Annotated in this window: 17 protein-coding genes; 10 read left to right on the top strand and 7 right to left on the bottom strand. The window is 66.5% G+C overall.

What is annotated here, in order from left to right; all coding sequences use genetic code 11:
* Positions 1-61: 61 nt before the first annotated feature.
* Positions 62-550, bottom strand: a complete 489-nt coding sequence (locus N511_RS0117515; RefSeq protein ID WP_027680470.1) for a MarR family winged helix-turn-helix transcriptional regulator — start codon at positions 548-550, stop codon at positions 62-64.
* Between the two features lie 281 nt (positions 551-831).
* Between N511_RS0117515 and N511_RS0117510 the strand changes: the two genes are divergently transcribed.
* From N511_RS0117510 to N511_RS0117495, 4 genes are all read left to right on the top strand, one after another.
* The gene (locus N511_RS0117510; RefSeq protein WP_027680469.1) at positions 832-1620 is read left to right on the top strand and encodes an SDR family NAD(P)-dependent oxidoreductase; all 789 of its coding nucleotides are present in this window, start codon (positions 832-834) and stop codon (positions 1618-1620) included.
* 197 nt (positions 1621-1817) lie between these two features.
* Positions 1818-2045 carry a hypothetical protein gene (locus N511_RS0117505; RefSeq protein WP_027680468.1) on the top strand — a complete coding sequence of 76 codons (228 nt, stop codon included), beginning with the start codon at positions 1818-1820 and terminating at the stop codon, positions 2043-2045.
* A 129-nt stretch (positions 2046-2174) separates the two neighbouring features.
* On the top strand, positions 2175-4952 hold the full coding sequence (locus N511_RS0117500; protein ID WP_027680467.1) for a bifunctional glycoside hydrolase 114/ polysaccharide deacetylase family protein: 2778 nt from the start codon (positions 2175-2177) through the stop codon (positions 4950-4952).
* Between the two features lie 121 nt (positions 4953-5073).
* A complete protein-coding gene (locus N511_RS0117495) occupies positions 5074-7062 on the top strand; it encodes a methyl-accepting chemotaxis protein (RefSeq protein ID WP_027680466.1) in 1989 nt (662 codons plus the stop codon).
* Positions 7063-7143: 81 nt separating this feature from the next.
* Here N511_RS0117495 and N511_RS0117490 read toward each other — a convergent pair whose 3' ends face one another.
* Positions 7144-7956, bottom strand: a complete 813-nt coding sequence (locus tag N511_RS0117490; protein WP_027680465.1) for a ferritin-like domain-containing protein — start codon at positions 7954-7956, stop codon at positions 7144-7146.
* 230 nt (positions 7957-8186) lie between these two features.
* A complete protein-coding gene (locus tag N511_RS0117485; RefSeq protein ID WP_027680464.1) occupies positions 8187-8918 on the bottom strand; it encodes a Crp/Fnr family transcriptional regulator in 732 nt (243 codons plus the stop codon).
* Between the two features lie 127 nt (positions 8919-9045).
* Between N511_RS0117485 and N511_RS0117480 the strand changes: the two genes are divergently transcribed.
* On the top strand, positions 9046-9675 hold the full coding sequence (locus tag N511_RS0117480; protein ID WP_027680463.1) for an HD domain-containing protein: 630 nt from the start codon (positions 9046-9048) through the stop codon (positions 9673-9675).
* 9 nt (positions 9676-9684) lie between these two features.
* Here the strand turns inward: N511_RS0117480 and N511_RS0117475 are convergent, their stop codons facing one another.
* Positions 9685-10680: a 2-hydroxyacid dehydrogenase gene (locus tag N511_RS0117475; protein ID WP_027680462.1), complete on the bottom strand. Its 996-nt coding sequence runs from the start codon at positions 10678-10680 to the stop codon at positions 9685-9687.
* Between the two features lie 59 nt (positions 10681-10739).
* Positions 10740-11762 carry an alcohol dehydrogenase AdhP gene (gene adhP / locus N511_RS0117470; RefSeq protein ID WP_027680461.1) on the bottom strand — a complete coding sequence of 341 codons (1023 nt, stop codon included), beginning with the start codon at positions 11760-11762 and terminating at the stop codon, positions 10740-10742.
* Positions 11763-11909: 147 nt separating this feature from the next.
* Here adhP and sbcB point away from each other — a divergent pair, with 147 nt between their 5' ends.
* Entirely contained in the window at positions 11910-13349 is a 1440-nt protein-coding gene (gene sbcB / locus N511_RS0117465; protein ID WP_027680460.1) for an exodeoxyribonuclease I, read from the top strand.
* A gap of 75 nt (positions 13350-13424) precedes the next feature.
* On the opposite strand, the gene N511_RS0117460 is transcribed toward sbcB, so the two are convergent.
* On the bottom strand, positions 13425-16985 hold the full coding sequence (locus N511_RS0117460; protein WP_027680459.1) for an indolepyruvate ferredoxin oxidoreductase family protein: 3561 nt from the start codon (positions 16983-16985) through the stop codon (positions 13425-13427).
* A gap of 148 nt (positions 16986-17133) precedes the next feature.
* On the opposite strand from N511_RS0117460, the gene N511_RS0117455 reads away from it, so the two are divergent.
* The 3 genes from N511_RS0117455 to N511_RS0117445 all read left to right on the top strand — a co-directional run bounded on the left by N511_RS0117455 (position 17134) and on the right by N511_RS0117445 (position 19164).
* Complete coding sequence (locus N511_RS0117455) at positions 17134-17487, top strand: hypothetical protein (protein WP_155954068.1); 354 nt, start codon at positions 17134-17136, stop codon at positions 17485-17487.
* A 154-nt stretch (positions 17488-17641) separates the two neighbouring features.
* Positions 17642-18505, top strand: coding sequence for a hypothetical protein (locus tag N511_RS0117450; RefSeq protein WP_027680457.1), 864 nt, complete (start codon positions 17642-17644; stop codon positions 18503-18505).
* Positions 18502-19164, top strand: coding sequence for an N-acetyltransferase (locus tag N511_RS0117445; protein WP_231479639.1), 663 nt, complete (start codon positions 18502-18504; stop codon positions 19162-19164). Before N511_RS0117450 ends, N511_RS0117445 begins: the two co-directional genes overlap by 4 nt.
* A 3-nt stretch (positions 19165-19167) precedes the next feature.
* On the opposite strand, the gene pdxR is transcribed toward N511_RS0117445, so the two are convergent.
* Entirely contained in the window at positions 19168-20637 is a 1470-nt protein-coding gene (pdxR, locus tag N511_RS0117440) for a MocR-like pyridoxine biosynthesis transcription factor PdxR (RefSeq protein WP_027680455.1), read from the bottom strand.
* 100 nt (positions 20638-20737) lie between these two features.
* Between pdxR and N511_RS0117435 the strand changes: the two genes are divergently transcribed.
* The gene (locus N511_RS0117435) at positions 20738-21421 is read left to right on the top strand and encodes a pyridoxamine 5'-phosphate oxidase family protein (protein WP_027680454.1); all 684 of its coding nucleotides are present in this window, start codon (positions 20738-20740) and stop codon (positions 21419-21421) included.
* Positions 21422-21551 lie beyond the last annotated feature (130 nt).

Genomic DNA, 21551 nt, shown 5'->3' with positions numbered 1-21551 from the left:
GCGTCCGCACCGCCGTCGGCCAGGACGGCGCCGCCTGCCGAGCCGCCAACGCCTGAACCAGTCAGGCGTTATGCAGCACGCGCAGCAGCAGGTTCTCCAGCTGCTTGACCTCGGTCTGCGAAAACCCGCGCAGCAGGTGGTTCAGCACATCGATGATCAGCGGCCGGATCTCCGGATACAGCGCACGACCCTGCTCGGTCAGCGAGACCACCACCGAGCGGCGATCCGCATCGCTGGGCGCGCGCTTGACGATGTTCTTCTTCTCGAGCCGATCGATCAGCCGCGTCATCGCGCCCGGATCGTAATGCAGCAGGCGCGAGAGTTCGGCCGGCGTGGTGGCCAGGTCTTCGGCCAGGTAGATGACGACCGTCCACTGCGCGGCAGTCAGGTCCAGCGAGGCCAGGGCACTGTCGATGTGCGTCACCAACGCGTGTCGGACTCGATGCACGAGCCGACCGATGTTGGTATCGCGGTCCATGGTGTCAAGCTGGTAGGCGCCTTCGGTGGTGCTGGCCTGGGCGGCCTCAGGTGTCTGTACGTCGATGCTCATGGTGGTGCTCCCCGTTCTGCCGGTGATCCGGCTTGTAAGGCACACCGCGTTCCGGTAACGCTGGCGTGCTTCATTGCACACTAATCGTCGCTTGCCCAGGCCGTCAAGCCGGGATCGACACCAACGTCGATCGTCAAATCTCGTTGGATACCGCTGCAAAACGATTGCGGCTGCCAAGGGGCGGGGTGCTTCGTATCATGGTTGAAACGTCGACGCCGTAACCCACGCGCACCATGTGGCGCGGCGTGCTCGTCCTCCCCCATATTCCTTTTTTGAACGCCATGAACCTCCACCTTCAGAACAAGCTTGCTCTCGTGACCGGCTCAACCAAGGGCATCGGTCATGCCATCGCTGTAGCACTGGCCGCCGAAGGCGCCCGCGTGATCGTCAACGGCCGTACCCAGGCGTCCGTGGACGACGCGATTGCGCGCCTGCGCACCGAAGTGCCCGACGCCCAGGTCGAGGGCTTTGCCGGTGATCTGTCCAATGCGGGACAGGTCGACGTGCTGCTCGGGCGCTTTCCCAAAGTCGACATCCTGATCAACAACCTGGGCATCTTCGACCCCAAGCCGTTCGAGGAGATCGACGACGCCGAGTGGCAACACTTCTTCAACGTGAACGTGCTGAGCGGCGCGCGCCTGTCCCGCGCCTACCTGCCCGGCATGCGTGCGCAGAACTGGGGCCGCATCGTGTTCATCAGCAGCGAGAGCGGCGTGCAGATTCCTGTTGAGATGATTCACTACGGCGTCACGAAGACCGCGCTGCTGGGCCTCTCGCGTGGCCTGGCCGAGCTGACTGCGGGCACGGCCATCACCGTGAATGCCGTGCTGCCCGGGCCGACGCGTTCCGAGGGTGTGGACGAGTTTGTCGAGAAGCTCTCGGGCGGCCAGAGCTTCGAAGCCTTCGAAAAGACCTTCTTCGAGACGGCCCGCCCGACCTCGCTCATCAAGCGTTTTGCCAGCACGCAGGAGGTGGCCAACCTGGTTGCCTATGTCGCGAGCCCGCTGTCTTCGGCCACCACGGGCGCGGCGCTGCGCGTGGACGGCGGCGTGGTGAAGTCGGCGTTCTAGAACGCCAGCCCTGACGAACGCACCATTCCGGCGCACGGCCCCGGCTTTTACGCTGGCCGTGCCGCTGGTGCATGCCGGCGGGACCAGCCGGCAGCGTGTCTGTTCACCCGTATCGTCAAGAACGCAGACCAGCCAGACCGAGCGTGTCCTCGCCCGTGCGTTGGCGGCATTCCTTCCACATCTTCGGAGTGATTGCCATGTCCAACTGCAAAGTCTACGGAACCAAACCGGATAACGGCCCGGGCCTGCTCGCGGCGCAAGCCGCACGCGATCGCGTCAACACGGCGCATGCCGCCTGGGCCGTCACGCTGGCCTACGACAGCGGCACGACAACTGCTGTCTACACCTCCGCAGTCGCCTCTGCCGACAACCTGGAGAAGGCGTTCGAAGCGGAATTCCCGCAGTACACGGTGGTCGGCTACTGAGCCGCGTACCGCCCGCCATTGCCCCGAGGTGCCACCGAGGTGCCCTGGCGGGCACGCTGCGGCCACAAACATTGCAATCGGACGGCTGCCCGACACAATGAAAGTCGGATCGACTTTTCGAGGACCGGGATGCAGGGCAGGCAGGCGGTGGGCAAGAAGCGGGTGTGGCGGTGGGCACGGCGGTGGCCCGTGTGGCTGGGCACCTGTGCGTTGGCGTGGGTGTTTGGCGTGGGGAACGCGGTCGCCCAGCCACCTGCGACGTCCGCTTCCGCAGATCCGCAGATCGCCTTCTACTACGGCCGCGATGTCCCCGTGGCTGAACTGCAAGCCTTCGATTGGGTCGTGCTGGACCCGGCCACGGCAGGCAGTTTCGATCCGAAGCAGCCATCGCCCACGCTGTGGTTCGCCCGTGTAGACCTGACGCAGCAGACCGACGCAATGCGCGCCAGCGCGTGGCCCGCCAATGTGATCGACCAGGTTTTTGCGCCGCTGCTGGCGCAAGGCTATGCGGGCTTCCTGCTGGATGGGCTCGACGTGCTTCAGCACAGCGCGCCCGATGCGGGCAACCGCATTGCGGCACTGGCCCAGGCGCTGCACGCCCGCGCGCCGCAGACCAAGCTGCTGGCCGGCGGCACGGCGTGGCTCGAGACGCTCGCACCGCAGTTGTCCGGCGTGGTGACGGCGGGACTGGTGCGTGAGCGCACCAGCGGCGAGGGCTTGCAGGATGTGGCCGATGCCGACCGCACGGCGCGGATCGCCACGCTGCGCAACATCGGCGCCCAGTACCACCTGCCTGCAGTGGCGCTCGATTACTGCCCCAACTACAACCGGGCCTGTCTGCGCGAGACCGCCAATGTGGCACGCGCAGCGGGCGTCAGCAGCTACGCGACCACACCGGGCGCCGAGTTCATCGGCATCGGCCGCCTGGAGGTGATGCCGCGCCGCGTCCTGCTGGTCGAGCCGCAGGAGCCCGGCACCAGCACCAACACCGCGCCGTCGGTCCTTTATCTGGCCATGCCGATCAACTATCTCGGCTATCGCGTCGAATTTGCCGACGCCAACAAGCCGTTGCCGGCCGTCACGCCCGACCGCTATGCGGGCGTCGTTACCTGGTTCGACGGCGTTGCATCCCGGCCGGGCGCGTGGGCGTCGTGGCTTCGGCGGACGATGGGCGCCGGCGTGCGTGTGGCGATGTTCAACCAGTTCGGGCTGAACATGGATGCGCCCACGGCGCAGATGTTCGATCTGCAAGCCGTGCCCGGCACGCCGGCAGGGCCGCTTGCCGTGGTCTCGCGCGATCCCATCATGGGCTTCGAGTTGCAGCCCCATCCTGACCGGCGCATGGCCGTGGGGGTGCAGGTCGATTCCGGCGTGGCGGGGGCGCAGTCGCTGCTGCGGCTGTCGGCCGGCAGTTACGCCTACGACGCGGCGGCCATCATGCCGTGGGGCGGTTATGTGCTGCAGCCGTTTGGCGTGTTCCGCATGCCCGAGGTCGACCAGGCGCGCTGGGTGATCCAGCCGCTCGATTTTCTGCGCCGCGCGCTGCAGCTGCCGGCCATGCCCGTGCCCGACACCACGACGGAGAACGGCCGCAGATTGATGACCGTGCATATCGACGGCGACGGATTTGCCTCCCGCACCGAATTCCCGCCGAGCGAGTTTTCCGGCCAGGCGCTGCTGCGCGAGATCCTGGACCGCTACAAGGTGCCGACCACCGTGTCGATCATCGAGGGCGAAGTGGCGGCCGACGGCGTGTACCCGAAGCTCACGCCGCAACTCGAGCCGATCGCGCGGACCCTCTTTGCGCAGCCCTACGTCGAACTGGCCAGCCACACGTTCTCGCATCCGTTCAACTGGCTGCGCACCACCAATCCGCCCGATCCCGCCTCCGCCGCAACGCCAGAAGGCAGCGACACCTCTTTCTCGTTGAGGATTCCCAACTACCGCTTCAGTTTCGACCGCGAGATCGCAGGCTCCATCCAGTACATCAACACGAAGCTGGCGCCGCCAGGCAAGCGCGTGAAGGTGCTGCTGTGGAGCGGCAACGGCCAGGTGCCGCCGATTGCCGTGCAGAAGACGGTCGAAGCCGGTGTGTTGAACATGAACGGCGGCGACACCTACATCACGCGCTCCAACCCGAGCTGGACGGCCGTGGCGCCGCTTGGCGTGGACAAAGGCGATGGCCTGTTCCAGGTCTTTGCGCCCGACCAGAACGAGAACATCTACACCAACCTCTGGCATGGCCCGTATTACGGTTTCTCGCGGGCCATCGAAACGTTCGAACTGACCGACAAGCCTTATCGCTTCAAGCCGATCGGCATTTACTACCACATGTATTCGGGCACCAAGCTGGCCTCGCTCACCGCCTTGCGGCAGGTGTACGACTGGGCGGTCGCCCAGCCGGTCATGCCGATCTACGCGTCGGATTACATCCGCAAGGTGCTCGACTTCCGCGCCATCGCAGTTGCGCGTGACGGCGATGCCTGGGTCGTGCGCGGCAATGGCGACCTGCGCACCGTGCGCTGGGCTGGCTCCGGTGTGCCGCGTCTTGCGGATGCGCGCGACGTGGCGGGCTACGCTGCCGGTCCGGGCGGCACGTATATCCACCTGACCGGCGGCTCGGCGCGCTTTGCATTGGACAACGGCGGCCCAACGCTGCCGTACGTGCGCGAGGCCAGCGGCCGCCTGTCGAACTGGCGGCGCAGCGCGGACGGCCGTTCCCTGTCGGTCGATGTTGCCGGCTATACGCGGCCGTTCATCCGCTTTGCCAACGCGGGCCGCTGCCGCGCCACGGTGGACGGCCGCGACGTGGGCGCCGCGCGCGGGGCTGACTGGCGCATCGAACTCGGCGCCGGCAACCCCGCCAAGCTCACGCCGCAGCATGTCGAGCTGACCTGCGACCGGTGACGTCCGGGATGGCAGACAGATGTCTGGTTTATCAGACAAAGCGGTTTGTAAAACGTTTGCGCTCAAGCTTTTGCAGGTCGATCCGTTGTTAACTCGACTGACGACCCCCAGGAAAAAAAGTATGAGAGCGTCTGCGCCCCTGTCTGAAGTTTCACAATCGCCAACGAGCCTTGGCACCCGTCTGGCCGTGATTGGCTTGATCGCCCTGGTGGCGGTGTTCGGCATGTTTGCCCTGGCCAACTCGCAATCGAGCCTGCGCATGCTGGAAGCCAATACGCAGTCGGCCATGCACAACCAGGAGGCGGCCATGCGCGACATGATCAGCCTGTTCGACGGCACCATGCGCACCGAGGCCGACCGCTTCCTGACCGCCTTTGCCGACGCCGCGCCCGGGCCGTACAGCGTAGATCCGGCGCAGACCGTGGAAGTGGCCGGCAAGCCGACGCCCACCTTCAAGAGCGGCGACTCGGTGCTGAACCTCAACTTCACCGTGCCGGACAAGTTCTTCGCGCGCACCGGCGGCACGATCGCCACCGTGTTTGCCCGCACCGGCGACGATTTCGTGCGCGTGACCACCTCGCTCAAGAAGGAAAACGGCGAACGCGCGATCGGTACGCTGCTCGACCGCGCCCACCCGAGCTACAAGGCGCTGATGGCCGGCGAGCCGTTCCGCGGCCTGGCGTGGCTGTTTGGCGTGCCCTACATGAGCAAGTACGAGCCCGTGCGCGATGCGTCGGGCAAGGTCATCGGCGCGCTGTACGTGGGTGTGGACGTGCGCTCGGAACTGGCACTGCTCAAGGACAAGATCCGCTCGCACGGTATCGGCAAGACGGGCGGCTATTTCGTCATCGACGGCAAGCCCGGCGCGGAACAGGGCAAGGTGCTGATCGACCATGCGCAAGACCGCGAAGGCAAGAATCTGCTCGACGCCAAGGACGCCGGCGGCCAGGCCTGGGTGCGCGAGATGATCGCGCGAAAGGACGGCACGCTGCGTCACGTGCTGGCCGACACCGAAGGCGGCACCGCGCGCGAGCGTCTGACCGTCTTCACGCAATACCCCGACTGGCAGCTTGTGATTGCCGGCACGGCCTACGTGGATGAACTCAACGCCGACCTGGTGGCCGCCCGTAACCGGTTCCTGCTGCTGGGGCTGGCGCTCGGCGCGCTGCTGGCGGGCGGCTTGTACTGGATGCTGCGCCGCGCCGTGAGCACGCCGCTGGCCGAGGTGGTGAACGTCGCGCAGCGTGTGGCTGCGGGTGACCTCACGCACCGCCTGCCCACCACGCGCCGCGATGAGATCGGCCAGGTCATGCGCGCCGTCAACGGCGTCGGCGACGGCCTTTCGGGCATCGTCGACAAGGTGCGCGCCAGCGCCTCCACCATCGCGTCGAGCACCGGCCAGATCGCCGCCGGCAATGCCGATCTTTCCGCACGCACCGAAGCGCAGGCCGGCAACCTGGAACGCACCGCATCCAGCATCGAGCAACTGGCCGCCACCGTGCGCCAGAATGCCGAGAGCGCCCACCATGCGCACGACATGGTGCAGTCCGCCAGCGAGGCGGCCAATGCCGGCGGCCAGACCGTCGAGAGGCTCGTCGGCACCATGTCGGGCATCCACGCCACCGCGCAGAAGATTGCCGACATCACGGGCATCATCGACGGCATCGCGTTCCAGACCAACATCCTCGCGCTGAACGCCGCCGTGGAAGCCGCCCGCGCCGGCGAACAGGGCCGCGGTTTTGCCGTCGTGGCCGGCGAGGTGCGCAGCCTCGCTCAGCGCAGTGCAGCTGCCGCTAAGGAGATCAAGGAATTGATCAGTCGCTCGGTCGAAGAAGTGCAGGCCGGTAACGAGGCCGCCCGCGGCGCCGGCGATGCCATGCAGGACATCGTGACGCGCGTGGAGCGCATTGCCGGCCTGATGGGCGAGATCAGCCACGCGTCGCGCGAGCAGTCGCAAGGCATCGAAGAGGTCAACCGCGCAGTCACGTCGATGGACGAGGTGACGCAGCAGAACGCCGCGCTGGTCGAGGAAGCGGCTGCTGCGGCCGAAAGCCTGCGCCAGCAAGCCCAGGAACTGCGCGGCGCGGTGGACGTGTTCCGGCTCGCCTGAAGCGGTTTGTGGTCGGCTGAATGAGAAAAACCCGGGCCGAAACCCGGGTTTTTTGTTGACGCCTGCGCCGTGCGCTCCGGCCTAGTGCAGGATCACGCGCCGCACCACGGCCACCAGGGGCGGCCGGATCGAGCGCTCGAATCCAGGCCGCAGGCGCAGCGGCTTGAGCAGCATCTTGGCGGCCATGTCGAGCGGCAGGTACGAGCGCACCAGGGCGCTCACGCGCGAGTTCAGGGCGCGGACATCGGCTTCGGGCACATCTTCCTGGCCACGCTCGATGCGCAGCACATTGCGCAGGGCGATCATCGAATCTTCATTCTTGATTTCACGCAGGCGCGAGGCGAGCGCCTTGAGCACGCGCGCGCGGCCCACGCCCTCGCTCGCGTTGCACTCGTTGAAGAAACGCAGGAAGTGTTTGTAATGCCGGACTTCATCGGCCGAGATGCGGCTGGCGAGGTCGCGCAGCACGGGTTCATCGGCGTCGGCCGCGGCTTGGGCGATGGCGCGATAGAACGTGGCCGTGCCCATTTCGACAACGCAGCGCGCGACCATTTCCAACGCCTGCGTGGGTTCGAACTGGTCGACCGAACACGTGACCGAGTATTCCTCGAAGAAGCGGGCGTAGCCGCGCTCCCAGTCGAACTCGGGCCAGACGGCTTCAACGTAGCGGCGCAACGCGCGGCCGTGCTGCAGCTCTTCGCGTTCCCAGTGGTGGGTCAGCCAGTGCGCGGTTTCCGGCCGATCGGCGTAGTACTGAGCGAGGTTGCCGGCGTAGAGGTCGGAGCCGCTCTCGACAAACGAGGCACTCGCAACCAGGTAGAACAGCGTGCGGTTTTCGCGCACGCGCGCAACGTCGATGCTGCCGTAGCTGATCTCTTGGATCGACCAAGGCATGCGCTCGCTCGCAGATGACGTTTCCAGATGAACCTGTGACAAGGCGTTTCCTCCGTCGGCAATCTCGCAAAAAGCGGGCCGGTCATCCTATGAGAATGAAACATCACGTCCCATGTTTCAAGACAGATGTGCGCTTGCAAAGGTTCCGAAAAGCAATCTTGTGCCCACAAAGTGGTGAATGCGTCATGGCAATTGCGTCACCTCGGGACGCGACGCAGCGCCAGGTACGCTCAGGCAGCGTGCCCGTCCATCAGCCTCCGCAAAGCTGCCGCATCGACGATCTCGACGGTCCGGTAATGGCAGCGGATCCAGCCCGCGCGCTGCCACGCTTGCAGGTACTTTGAGATCGTCTGCCGCGAGCGCGCCAGCATGCGGCCCAGTTCTTCGTTGCTGGCGGCCACGCAGCGGCCATCGCCGGCGCGCGCGAGCTGCAGCAGTCGCTGGGCGAGGCGGGCGTCGGCGGGCATTTCGCTGGCGTGCTCGAACTCGTCGAAGATGAGGCGGATGCGCTGGCAGAGCTGCTGCATCAGCGCCCACATGCCGGCCGGATAGGCCGACACCACGCGCGCAAACGCCGCGCTGCCCAGCAAGACGAGCGTGGTCGGCCCCTGCGCATGGGCGCTGTGTGTGCGGCCGCCGCCGTCGATGAGCGCGATCTCGCCAAACCATTCGCCCGCCCGCAGCACGCCGTAGACGAGTTCGCTGCCACCGTCGGTCGTCCGGCTGATGCGCACGCGGCCGCGCACGATCAGGAACATGCCCTGTGCGGGACCCCCGTGCGGGTGGATGCATTCGCCGTCGGGGTAGGTGATCAGGCGTGCGGTGGGCGCAATCTCGGCCAGCAGCTCGGCGGGGGCGTCGCGCAGCCAGCCCTGCGCAAGCTGTGCTGGCGTGGGCGCGGCGGCGGTGTGGGTGGCGTCTGCGGGCATGGCGGCAGGATGCGGCGAGGGCGGTCCGATCATTGTCAAACGCTTGACAGTCTGCATGCAAGCGCCGGGCAGAGAATGGCCCGCTAGCCGCGCACCCAGCCATTCAAGAAATACGACGCGGCACCGACGCGACCATTCCGGCGACGAAGGAGACACCCCAATGACCGATCCGCAACACACCGCCCCGCGCGCGACGTTTTCCCATATGGAGCACGGCACGCGCGAAGACTGGGCCGCCATCTCGGCCGAGTTCATGCCCTATGCCCGCGCGCTGCCCGACCGGGTGCTCGCGCACCTGAAGCTGCTCGACGGTGATTGCGGCGGCTTTCCGATCGACCGTCTTGCGCACTCACTGCAGACGGCCACGCTCGCCCACCGCGACGGGCGGGACGAGGAATACGTCGTCTGTGCGCTGTTGCACGACATTGGCGACACGCTGGGCAGCTTCAACCATCCGGACATCGCCGCGGCCATCCTCAAGCCGTTCGTGAGCCCGGAAAACCTGTGGATGGTCGAGAAGCACGGCATCTTCCAGGGCTACTACTTCTTCCACCATCTCGGGCTCGATCGAAACCTGCGTGAGCAGTACCGCAGCCAGCCCGAGCTGTTCGAGCGCACCGCCGAGTTCTGCGCCAAATACGACGCCGCCGCCTTCATGCCCGACTACGACAACCTGCCGCTGTCGTTCTTCGAGCCGATGGTGCGGCGCGTGCTCGCCAAGCCACGCAACTCCATCTACGTGAAGGAAGGCGAGAGCGAACTGTCGCAGCCGAAAGCCGCAGCAGCGTGACGTGCCGGCCTAGCCCTTCACCACGTTGACGGGCGCGCCGGCCGCCCACGCCGCCACGTTGGCGAGCGTGGTGTCGGCAATGCCCGCCAGCGCTTCGCGCGTAAAGAACGCCTGATGCGCAGTCACGATGACGTTGGGAAAGCTCAGCAGGCGCGCCAGCACGTCGTCCTGCAGCACGTCGGCGGAGCGGTCTTCGAAGAACAGATCGGCCTCTTCTTCGTAGACGTCGAGCCCAAGGTGGCCGAGCTGGCCGCTCTTGAGCGCGTCGATCAGGGCGGGGCTGTCGACCAGCCCGCCGCGGCTCGTATTGATGAGCATGGCGCCCGGCTTCATGCTGGCGAGCGCGTTGGCGTCGATCAGGTGGTGTGTGTCAGCGTTGAGCGGGCAGTGCAGGCTGACGATATCGGCCTGCGCCAGCAATTCCGGCAGCGGCACGTAGCGCACGCCCTGCGTTGCCAGCGCCGCCTGCGGAAATGGATCGAATGCCAGCACGTGACAGCCAAAGCCGGCCATGATGCGCGCGAACACCTGACCGATCTGCCCTGTGCCGACGACGCCGACGGTCTTGCCCGCCAGGTCGAAGCCCAGCAATCCGTCCAGCGAGAAATCGCCTTCGCGCGTGCGATTGCAGGCGCGGTGCAGCCGCCGGTTCAGCGTGAGGATCATGCCCACCGCGTGTTCGGCCACCGCGTGCGGCGAATACGCCGGCACGCGCACCACCGTCAGTCCCAGGCGCTGGGCGGCCGGCAGGTCGACGTGATTGAAGCCTGCCGAGCGCAGCGCGATCAGCCGCGTACCGCCTGCAGCCAGCGCTTCCAGCACATCCGCATCCAGGCAATCATTCACGAACGGGCATACCACTTCAAAGCCGGACGCGAGGGATGCCGTCTGCGCGTCGAGGTGCGCGCGCTGGAAGACGAGGTCGAAGCCGTGGCCGCCACGCGTGAGTGAGGCGCGGAAGCTGTCTTCGTCGTAACGGTGGCTGCTGAAAAAGAGGATGCGCATGGGGGTGGGGCAAGCTGACGTGATGCCTGCAGCTTACTCGCACCGCCGGGTGGCGGCGCTCAGAGCGTCAGGACGATGCGCCCATCCACCTTGCCCGCCTTCAGATCGGCGAACACCTGGTTGATGTTGTCGAGCTTGTCGCGGTGAATGTGGGCGCGTACCAACCCCTCGGCGGCAAACTGCAGTGACTCCTGCAGATCACGCCGCGTGCCGACAATCGAGCCCCGCACGGTGATGCCATTGAGCACCGTGGAGAAGATCGGCAGCGGAAAATCGCCCGGCGGCAGCCCGTTGAGCGAGATCGTCCCGCCGCGCCGCACCATGCCCAATGCTTGCGCAAAGGCGCTGCGTGACACCGCCGTCACCAGCACGCCGTGTACACCGCCGATCTCTTTCTGGATCACGGCCGCCGGGTCTTGCTGCGAGGCATCGACGACGAGCTTGGCCCCCAGCTCCCGTGCCAGCGCCAGTTTGTCGGGCGCCACGTCGACGGCCACCACGTGCAGGCCCATCGCGATCGCGTATTGCACCGCCACGTGTCCCAGCCCGCCAATGCCGGAAATGGCGATCCACTGGCCGGGGCGCGTATCCGTCATGCGGATGCCCTTGTAGACTGTTACGCCTGCGCAGAGGATCGGTGCGATCTCTTCGAAGCTGACCTGCGCGGGCAGGTGGCCGACGTAGTTCGGGTCGGCCAGTACGTATTCGGCATAGCCGCCGTTGACGGAGTAGCCGGTGTTCTGCTGCTCGTAGCAGAGGGTCTCCCAGCCGCTCAGGCAGTGCTCGCAGTGGCCGCAGGCGGTGTAGAGCCACGGCACACCCACGCGGTCGCCTTCCTTGACGGCGGTTACGCCTTCGCCCACGGCTGCCACATAACCCACCCCTTCGTGCCCGGGGATGAACGGCAGGCTGGGCTTGACGGGCCAGTCGCCCTCGGCGGCGTGCAAGTCTGTATGGCAGACGCCCGAGGCCGCGATCTTGACAAGAATCTGTCCGCGCCCAGGTGTGGGAACCGGCACTTCCTCAATGCGCAAGGGTTCACCAAACGCATGGACTACCGCGGCTTTCATCGACTGGGCCATGAGACATCTCCGGGTTGGGGGAGATACCAGTCTGGTCGACGCCTGCCCGATGCGGGTTGATGTGAGTCAACCGCCTAGGAGGGCGAGCGGGATGGGCAACACTGTTAACATGCCGGCATCTTCAGTGTTTTCCAGCGAGCCGCTGCCTTGCCCGTCACTCCCACCTTTCTCTGGCACGACTACGAAACGTTCGGCGCCGTGCCGCGCCGTGATCGCCCCGCGCAGTTTGCCGGCATCCGCACCGATGCCGAGCTGAACGAGATCGGCGAGCCCGTCGAACTGTTCTGCCAGCCGTCCAACGATTGGCTGCCCGATCCGGTGTCGTGCCTCATCACCGGCATCACGCCGCAGCAGTGCGCCAGGCAGGGCGTTCCGGAATACCGTTTTGCCCAGGCCATCGAGCGCGAACTTGGCACGCCCGGCACCATCGGCGTCGGCTATAACACCATCCGCTTTGACGATGAGGTGACGCGCCACCTGTTCTGGCGCAACCTGATCGATCCGTACGCCCGCGAGTGGCAGAACGAATGCGGGCGCTGGGATCTGCTCGACGTGGTGCGCACCACGTGGGCCCTGCGCCCCGAAGGCATCCAATGGCCGACCCACGAAGACGGTCGGCCGAGCTTCAAGCTGGAGCATCTGTCCAAGGCCAACGGCCTCGTGCACGAGGCGGCGCACGATGCGGTGTCCGATGTGCGCGCGACGATTGCGCTGGCGCGTCTGATTCGCAATGCGCAGCCGCGCCTGTTCGATTTCTGCCTGGCGCTGCGCAAGAAAGACCGTGTGGTGGCCGAGATTGGCGATGCGCCGCGGCCGTTGCTGCACATCTCCGGCATGTACGGCGTGGAGCGTGGCTGCATGGCCGTGGTGTGGCCGCTGGCCGGGCACCCGACCAACAAGAACGAGCTGATCGTCTGGGACCTGGCGTTCGACCCGTCCGAGCTGTTTCACATGGATGTGGCGACGATCCGCGAGCGCATGTTCACGCGCACGGCCGACCTGGCCGAAGGCACCACGCGACTGCCGATCAAGTCGATCCACATCAACAAGTCGCCCATCGTCATCAGCAACATGAAGACGCTGCAGCCCGCGCAGGCAGAACGCTGGGGCATCGACTTCGCCACGATCGAACGCCACGCCGCCATCGCCCAAGGCGCGCCCGACATGCGCGAAACATGGCGTCAGGTGTACGCCCGCGAACTGGAGCCGATTGAAGACGTCGACCAGAATCTCTACGGCGGATTCGTCGGCAACGACGACCGCCGCCTGCTCAACGAGTTGCGCACGCTCAGCGGCGAACAGCTCGCGCGCCTGCATGCGGAGTTTGCCGATGCGCGCCTGCCTGAGCTGCTGTTCCATTACCGCGCACGCAATTTCCCCGACACGCTGAACGAAGAGGAATACGAGCAGTGGGAGCAGTTGCGCGCCGAGCGGCTGTTCGAAGGCCGTGACGGGTACATGACCTTCGAAATTTTCGGCGAGCGGCTTCAACAGCTGGGCGCGGAAGCGGCAGAGAACGGCGACACGCGTGCGCAGAGCATCCTGCAGGATCTGTACGACTACGCGCAGCAGATCGTGCCGGGCTGACGAAGCCCACGCATCAAGAAAAACGGAGGCCGAAGCCTCCGTTTTTTATTGGCGATGCCCAACGCTTCGCGCCGATCAGGCCGCCCGCTGTGCCGCCGCCGGATCGCGCCACTGGGCCAGTAGCTTGTTCCAGCGGATGCGCGCCGCAGCCAGGTTGGCCTCCTTCACATGGCCGAAGCCGCGGATGTCCTCCGGCAGGCGAGCCAGTTCCACGGCTTGCGCCAGCTTTTGCGCCGTCAGGCCCTTCACCAGTTCATCGACCAGCGCGCGGTATTCGCCGATCAGCGCGCGCTCGGTGCGGCGTTCTTCAGTCTTGCCGAAGATGTCGAGCGCCGTGCCGCGCAGGCCCTTGAGCTTGGCGAGCACCTTGAAGATGCGCATCGTGTTCGGACCAAAGCGTTGCTTGACCAGGTGGCCCTTCTCGTCACGCTTGGCCGTCATGGGCGGCGCGAGCCAGAAGTTGAGCTGGTAGTCGCGGCCGGGTTCGCCTTCGAACTGCGCGCGCAGCTTGTCGAGGAAGGCCGGATCGGTGTACAGACGGGCGACTTCGTATTCGTCCTTGTACGCCATCAGCTTCGACAGGTTGCGCACCACGGCTTCCGTGAACGCCAGGGGTTGGCCGGCCCCCACCACGGCGGCCTCTGCTGCACGCACGCGCTCGACCACCGCTCGGAATTCAGCGGCATACGCGGCGTTCTGGTATGCGGTCAGCAGATCGACGCGGCGGGCGATCAGCGTGTCGAGCGAGGGCAGGGCAATCACATCCGCTTTGGCACGCGGCGCATCGCCTGCCAGCTTGAGCACCGCCTCGCGGTCTTGCGCGAGGTGGCGGCCCCATTCGAACGCAGTCTTGTTCTTCTCGACGGCGACGCCGTTGAGTTCGATCGCGCGGATGAGCGCGTCGTGCGTCAGCGGAACCCAGCCCTTCTGCCATGCAAAGCCCAGCACCAGCGGGTTGGTGAAGATGGCATCGCCCAGCAGGCGCACGGCCAGCGTGTTGGCATCTTCAAATGCGCAGGCGTCGCCGACGGCCGCGCGGATGTCCGCCTCGGCCGAGCTGCCCGGGAAGCGCCAGTTCGGGTTCTTGATGAAGTCGGCCGTGGGCGATGCCGTGCTGTTGATGATGGCGCGCGTCTGGCCGTGCTGCACCTTCGACAGCACTTCGTCCGACGCCGACACAATCGCGTCGCAGCCGATCACGAGGTCCGCCTCGCCCATGGCGATGCGCGTGGCGTGGATCGAATCGGGGCGCTCGCCGATCTGCACGTGCGAGAGCACCGCGCCGCCTTTCTGCGCCAGGCCCGCCATGTCGAGCACGGTCACGCCCTTGCCTTCGATGTGCGCGGCCATGCCGAGCAGGCCGCCGATGGTGACCACGCCCGTACCGCCGACGCCGGTCACCAGCACGCCATACGCGCGGTGGATGGCCGGCAGCTCAGGATGCGGCAGCAGCGGCAGGCCGTCCATCGACACGCCGTGCGACTCCGGCTTGCGCACCTGCGCGCCTTCTGCCGTCACGAAGCTCGGGCAGAAGCCGTTCACGCACGAAAAGTCCTTGTTGCACGACGACTGGTTGATCTTGCGCTTCGTGCCCAGCTCCGTTTCCAGCGGCTCGACCGACAGGCAGTTCGACTTGACCGAGCAATCCCCGCAGCCTTCGCACACGGCGTCGTTGATGAACGCGCGGCGGGCCGGATCGGCCATCGTGCCGCGCTTGCGGCGACGGCGCTTTTCCGTCGCGCAGGTCTGGTCGTAGATCAGCACGCTGGTGCCTTGCACTTCGCGCAGCTCGCGCTGGATGGCATCGAGGCGATCGCGGTGATGCACCGTTACGCCTTCCGGGAGCTTGATGGCGGCGTTGTACTTCTCGGGCTCGTCCGTGACGATGACGATGCGCGACGTGCCTTCGGCGTAGACCTGCGCGGCAATCTGCGGCACGGAAAGCGGGCCGTCGACCGGCTGGCCGCCCGTCATGGCCACGGCGTCGTTGTAGAGGATCTTGTAGGTGATGTTCACCTTGGCCGCAATCGACGCGCGGATCGCCAGCAGGCCTGAGTGGTAATACGTGCCGTCGCCGAGGTTGGCGAACACGTGCTGGTCGCCCGAGAACGGCATCTGGCCGATCCACGCCACGCCTTCGCCGCCCATCTGGCTGAAGGTGTCGGTGCGGCGGTCCATCCACACGGTCATGTAGTGGCAGCCGATGCCGGCCAGCGCGCGCGAGCCTTCCGGCACGTTGGTCGACGTGTTGTGCGGGCAGCCCGAGCAGAACCACGGCTTGCGCTCAGCGGTGATGCGCGGTTTGGCGAGCGCTTTTTCTTTGGCGTCGATGATGGCGATGCGCGAGGCAATGCGCGCGCGCACGTCCGACGGCAGTTCGAACTTCTCCAGGCGCGTGGCGATGGCGCGCGCGATGAGCGCGGGCGACAGCTCGTAATGCGCCGGCAGCAGCCAGTTCGCCATCGGCACCGACCATTCGCCGCCGGCGTTGTCCTTTTCATCAAACTTGCCGTACACGCGCGGACGCACGTCGTCGCGGTAGTTGTACAGCTCTTCCTTCAGTTGGTATTCCAGGATCTGGCGCTTCTCTTCCACCACCAGGATCTCTTGCAGCCCCTCCGCAAACGCACGCGCGCCGTGCGCTTCCAGCGGCCACACGCAGCCGACCTTGTACAGCCGGATGCCGATGCGGCGGCAGGTGTCCTCATCGAGGCCGAGATCGACCAGCGCCTGGCGCACGTCCAGGTACGCCTTGCCGGCGGTCATGATGCCGAAGCGCGCCTGCGGCGAATCGAGCACCACGCGGTCGAGCTTGTTGGCACGCACGTACGACAGGCCGGCGTACCACTTGTAGTCGAGCAGCCGCGCTTCCTGCACCAGCGGCGGATCGGGCCAGCGGATGTTCAGCCCGCCTTGCGGCATGACGAAATCTTCGGGCAGGATGATCTGCGCGCGGTGCGGATCGACGTCCACCGAGGCGGACGATTCCACCACGTCCGTCACGCACTTCATCGACACCCACAGGCCCGAGTAGCGGCTCATTGCCCAGCCGTGCAGGCCGTAGTCGAGATATTCCTGCACGTTCGAGGGATACAGCACCGGAATGCCGGCCGCCTTGAAGACGTGCTCCGACTGGTGCGCCAGCGTGGACGACTTGGCGGCGTGGTCGTCGCCTGCCAACACCAGCACGCCGCCATGCGCGGACGAGCCGGCCGAGTTGGCGTGCTTGAACACGTCGATCGTGCGGTCGACGCCCGGCCCCTTGCCGTACCACATGCCGAACACGCCGCTGAACTTGGCATTCGGATACAGATTGACCTGCTGCGAGCCCCAGACCGCCGTGGCGGCCAAGTCTTCGTTGAGCCCCGCCTGGAAGACGATGTTGTGGCCGGCCAGATGCTTCTTGGCCTTCCACAAGGCCTGGTCCAGCGCACCCAGCGGCGAGCCGCGGTAGCCCGAGATGAAGCCCGCCGTGTTCAGCCCAGCGGCGCGGTCGCGCTCCTGCTGCAGCATCGGCAGACGCACCAGTGCCTGCGTGCCGCTGATGTAGATGCGGCCACGCTCGAGCGTGTACTTGTCGTCCAGGGAAACGGTTTCGAGCGCGCGGCGTAGCGCGTCGTTCAGAGGGGCATTCATGCGTGCTCCGTGTGGGTGTGCCGGGATCACCGACAGCAGGTCTCTTTTGGTGCCGCCTGCGCCGCTTCTTGTGGAAACTGGCAGAGGGCCGTGGGTCGAGGCATCGTAGCATCGCGTGACATTCGGAACACCGTGCAACGCAGCAAGAATGGGGGTGGGTTTTCCCTTGGTTGTGGTGTCCGATGCACGCATGCAGAGGGACGGAAGCGGTGGTTGCACCGGTTGTGCGGTGCATGCAACGTTTGCGGCGAAATCGGCAAACTTCGGTAAAGAAGCTGCGACCAAGTCACGCAATCCCTGGACTTTCGCAAGCCGCGCCGCCATCCTGCGCAGTTCCGCCCGCATTCCTCAAACCACGATCGTGATCGCCACCGCTTTCGCCACCGCCCAACCCCGGCACACGCTGCCGGCAGATGGCGCGCGCCTGCGTGGCGGCAACTTGCACGATCGGTTCAGCACGCACGTCGCCCTCCGGCACTTCCTGCTCGCCCGGCTTTCGTAAGCCGTGCGGGGTGTCGCCACAAGCTGGCGCACGTGCCCCGTACGGCACGCTCCGCTCCCGTCTCCCTTTCATTCCGGCTTGGCGCTGACACGCGCCGGCGCCGGTACGCCTGCCATCGCCGGATGCAACCCGGCGCGGCGGCGCAGGAACCGCCATGGAACTCACGCAGAACTTCGTCAAGGCCAAGCGGCCTTGCGCGGATGGCTACCGCTGGTACATCCGCAACCGCCACAGCGGCACCGACTACCAACACCTGCTCGACAGCCTCGTACGCGAAGGCCGCATCGGCGATGCGATCTGGCTGCTCGACAACTTCGGCCCGACCGATGCCGTGCTCGACGCCGACGACATCGAAGCCGATGCGCTCGTCTTTGCCGGCACCATCGTTGTACGCGGCGGCATTCATGTCGATGGCGTGTTGCGCGCCGGCCAGGCCATTCGCGCCGGCGGTGGCGTGCGCGCAGGCGAGTCGATCACCACCGGCGGCGATCTGGAAGCCAAGGCCGGTCTTTACTGCGACGGCGCCGTGCATGTCGGCGGCGACCTGCGCGTTGGCTGGGGCCTGACCGCCACCGGCGCATTGCATTGCGGCGGCCTGGTGCGCGTGCATCGCGACTTGCATTGCGATGCCGGCATCGACGCAGCCGCGGATTTGCTGGTTGGCGAGGCACTCGCAGCGCGCGGCAACGTGCGCTGCGGCAAGGGCCTGCGCGCTGGCGACGAGGTGATCAGCGAGGCCGGCATCGTCAGCGCGAACGGCATCTTCGCCGGGGGCGACCTGTGCGCCGACACGCATCTCGAAGCAGGCTGGGGCATCCGGGCCGGCGGCGACATTGAAGCGGGCGGCGCCATCCGGGCGGGCGAAGGCGTGGAGGCCGGCGGCACGATCGTGGCCGGGCCCGGCTACGGCGTGTATGCCGGGCTGGCGGTGCGCTTGGCCGACTGGCCCGTCAGCGCGCGCGTGCATGCGCTTGCGCGTCCTGACGGTCTGGTCAGTGGACACTGGGGCGCGCGATGAGCGGCGCGCTGCCCATCCCGCCGCCCCTCGATTGGCCGACGCTGTTTTCCGTCTTGCGGCCGCTGCAGCGCTGGCTTGCACCGCTCGGTCTGCGCATCGACGTCGAGCACGGCAGTGAAGACATCGAGCGCGAACTCGACACGCTGTACGAGCGCATGCAGACGCCCGGCACGCCGCTGCACGGCATGGCCTGCGACGATGCCACCTTGCCCGGCTTTCGCTTGCACACACGCGAGGCCGACGGCGAGATTTACGTCTACGTCGAGGATGTGGCCGCGCGGCGCTTTGCTGGCGTCACGGTGTTCAACCGGCTGATTGAACTCGACAAGCGTGCCGATCGCATCCTGCGTGCACCGCATTCGAAATACGCGGCGCGGTATCAGCGGCGCGGGCTGGCATCGGCGGTGTATCGGCGCGCGCTGGATGGCGGCATGTGCCTGATGAGCGGGGCGCGGCAGTCGACGGGCGCGCACGCGCTGTGGCAATCGCTGGCGGCGCGGTATGCGTCGGGTTACGTGGAGGTGCGCGACAAGCGCTTGCGCTATCTCGGCGATGCGGTGGGCGGCGACGTGCTCGACGCCTTGCACACGCGCCGCGTGTTGTTGGGCGCCGGCTGGACCATCGCGGCGTTGGCCGCCGCCACGAAGATGACCGCGTGAAAATCAGCCGGCGACGCTCTCGATCACGTCGCGCATGCGCTGGGCCAATCCGTCCATCGCGTCGGCCGGCACGTTGCCGTAGCCGAGCACGAGGCCGTTGTATTGCGCGGTCAGCGTGCCGGGCAGGCAGAAGCGTGACAGTGGCCGCAGCACCATCCCGCGTTCCCGGGCGACGCGGCTGACCTCGGTGTCGGCCACTGGCGCGTCGAGCCGCGTGGAAAGATGCATGCCGCCTGCACCGCCCGATACGGTGACGATGCCATCCAGATGTCGCTCGATTGCAGCCTGCAGCGCATCGCGGCGCTCGCCATAGAGGCGACGCATGCGGCGCAGGTGACGCGTGAAATGTCCGGCTTCGATGAACTCGGCCAGCGCGAGTTGCTCAGCCACGCGCCCGCGCAGCATCAGCGCACCTGCCGCTTTTTTCAGCACGGGTGCCAGGGCGGGCGGCACCACCATGTAGCCGAGGCGCAGCGCCGGGAACAGCATCTTGCTGAACGTGCCGAGATAGATGACGGGTGCATCTTCGGTCAGGCCCTGCACGGCCGACAGCGGCGCGCCCGTGTGGCGGAATTCGCTGTCGTAGTCGTCCTCGATGATCCACGCGCCGGCTGCGCGGGCATGCTGGATCAGCGCAAGGCGGCGCTCCAGGCTCATCACCGCGCCCAGCGGGTATTGGTGCGACGGCGTGATGTAGATGAGCCTGGGCGGCGTGTCGCGCCAGTCCGCCTCGCGCGGGGCGAGGCCATCGGCATCGACGCCGATCGGTACCAGGCGCATGTCGGCGGCCTGCAAGGCGGCGCGCGCTCCGTAGTAGCCGGGGTTCTCGATCCATGCGGTGTCGCCCGCATCGGCCAGCGTGCGGGCGCACATGTCGAGGCTGTTCTGCGTGCCATCGGTGATGAACACCTGCGTCGCATCGCAGCGCACCCCGCGCGAAACGCGCAGGTATTCCGCCACGGCTTGCCGCAGCGCCACGTTGCCTTCGACCGGGCCGTAGCCCATCTGCCCCGGACCGATGCGGCGCCACCCGCGCTCCATGCAGCGGCGCCATTGCGCCAGCGGGAATTCATCCAGCGCTGGCGTGCCGGGCAGGAAGGGCAGCAGGTCGTCCATGCCGCCGCGCGGGCGTTCCAGGTCTTTCACGCGGTGCGACAGCTCGGGCGCGGCTTCGGGCGCCTGCGCGGGCGTCTGCTGCAGGCCGACGCGCGCCACCACCGTGCCTTGCCGTCGGCTGAGCACAAAGCCCTCCGTGGCGAGTTGCTCGTACGCGTAGAGCACCGAGTTGCGCGCGATGCCCAGCTCTTCGGCCAGCGTGCGCGATGGCGCCAGGCGCGTGCCTTCCTCGATCTGTCCGCTCAGGATGGCCGCACGCAGGCAGGCATACAGACGATGCTGCTGCGAGGTGCGGGCTCCGCCTTCGCCGTGCATCGCCGTGCGTTCGTAGTTCGACAGCAGGACGCCGTAGTCCATCGTGGCTCCAGGATTTTGGATTTTTGTGGGTCTATGCATGGTGCCACGGTTTTTTTATCGTCGGCATATCGATTGACGATTCACGATTCGGAGCCGCCGCATGTCCACCACAGAACCCACATCGCCCAGCGCCCGCACCCGCGTGCGCCGCGTCGCGCACCGCGGCCACTATGACCGCACCACGCTGCATGCCATCCTCGACGAGGCTTACGTCTGCCACATCGCCTTCGCCGACGAGCACGGCGTGCATTGCATCCCGACCGCGTGCTGGCGCGAGGGCGATCATCTGTACATCCACGGTTCCAACGGCAGCCGCATGCTCAAGCTGGCCGGCAGCGGGGCGCAGGTCTGCGTGACCGTCACGCACATCGATGGGCTGGTGCTGGCGCGCTCGGCGTTCAACCATTCGATGAACTACCGGTCGGCTGTCGTCTACGGGGTGTTCGAAGTCGTGCCGGATGCGCAAAAGCCTGCGGTGCTCGATACCTTTATGGAAGTGCTCGCGCCTGGTCGTTCACGACAGGCGCGGCCCGGGAATGCCAAGGAACTTGCTGCCACAACCGTGTTGCGCATTCCGCTGGATGAGGCGGCGTGCAAAGTGCGCACGGGCGGGCCGAAGGATGATGCTGAAGACCTTGACCTGCCTGTGTGGGCTGGGGTGCTGCCGATGGCGCTGTTGCCGTTGCCGCCGGTGGTGGAGGCTGCGCCGGCGGGTACGCCGGATTATGTGCAGGAGTGGAGGGACAGTGCGCGTGCGCTGGTGGGGGATGTGGTGGTGTCGTGATGGTTGCTGGGGGCGTTGATTGGTTTTGTTTTGGCCTTGGTGGTCCATCTCCCTTTCGTTCCCTGCCGGGACCGACTCACTTTTCTTTGTCTTGCCAAAGAAAAGTAAGCAAAAGAAAGGCGCGCCCGAG

Source organism: Ralstonia sp. UNC404CL21Col, from assembly GCF_000620465.1.
GTDB lineage: Bacteria > Pseudomonadota > Gammaproteobacteria > Burkholderiales > Burkholderiaceae > Ralstonia > Ralstonia flatus.
Note: the sequence above shows the minus strand (reverse complement) of the source record. Positions and strands in the feature narration are given on the sequence as shown.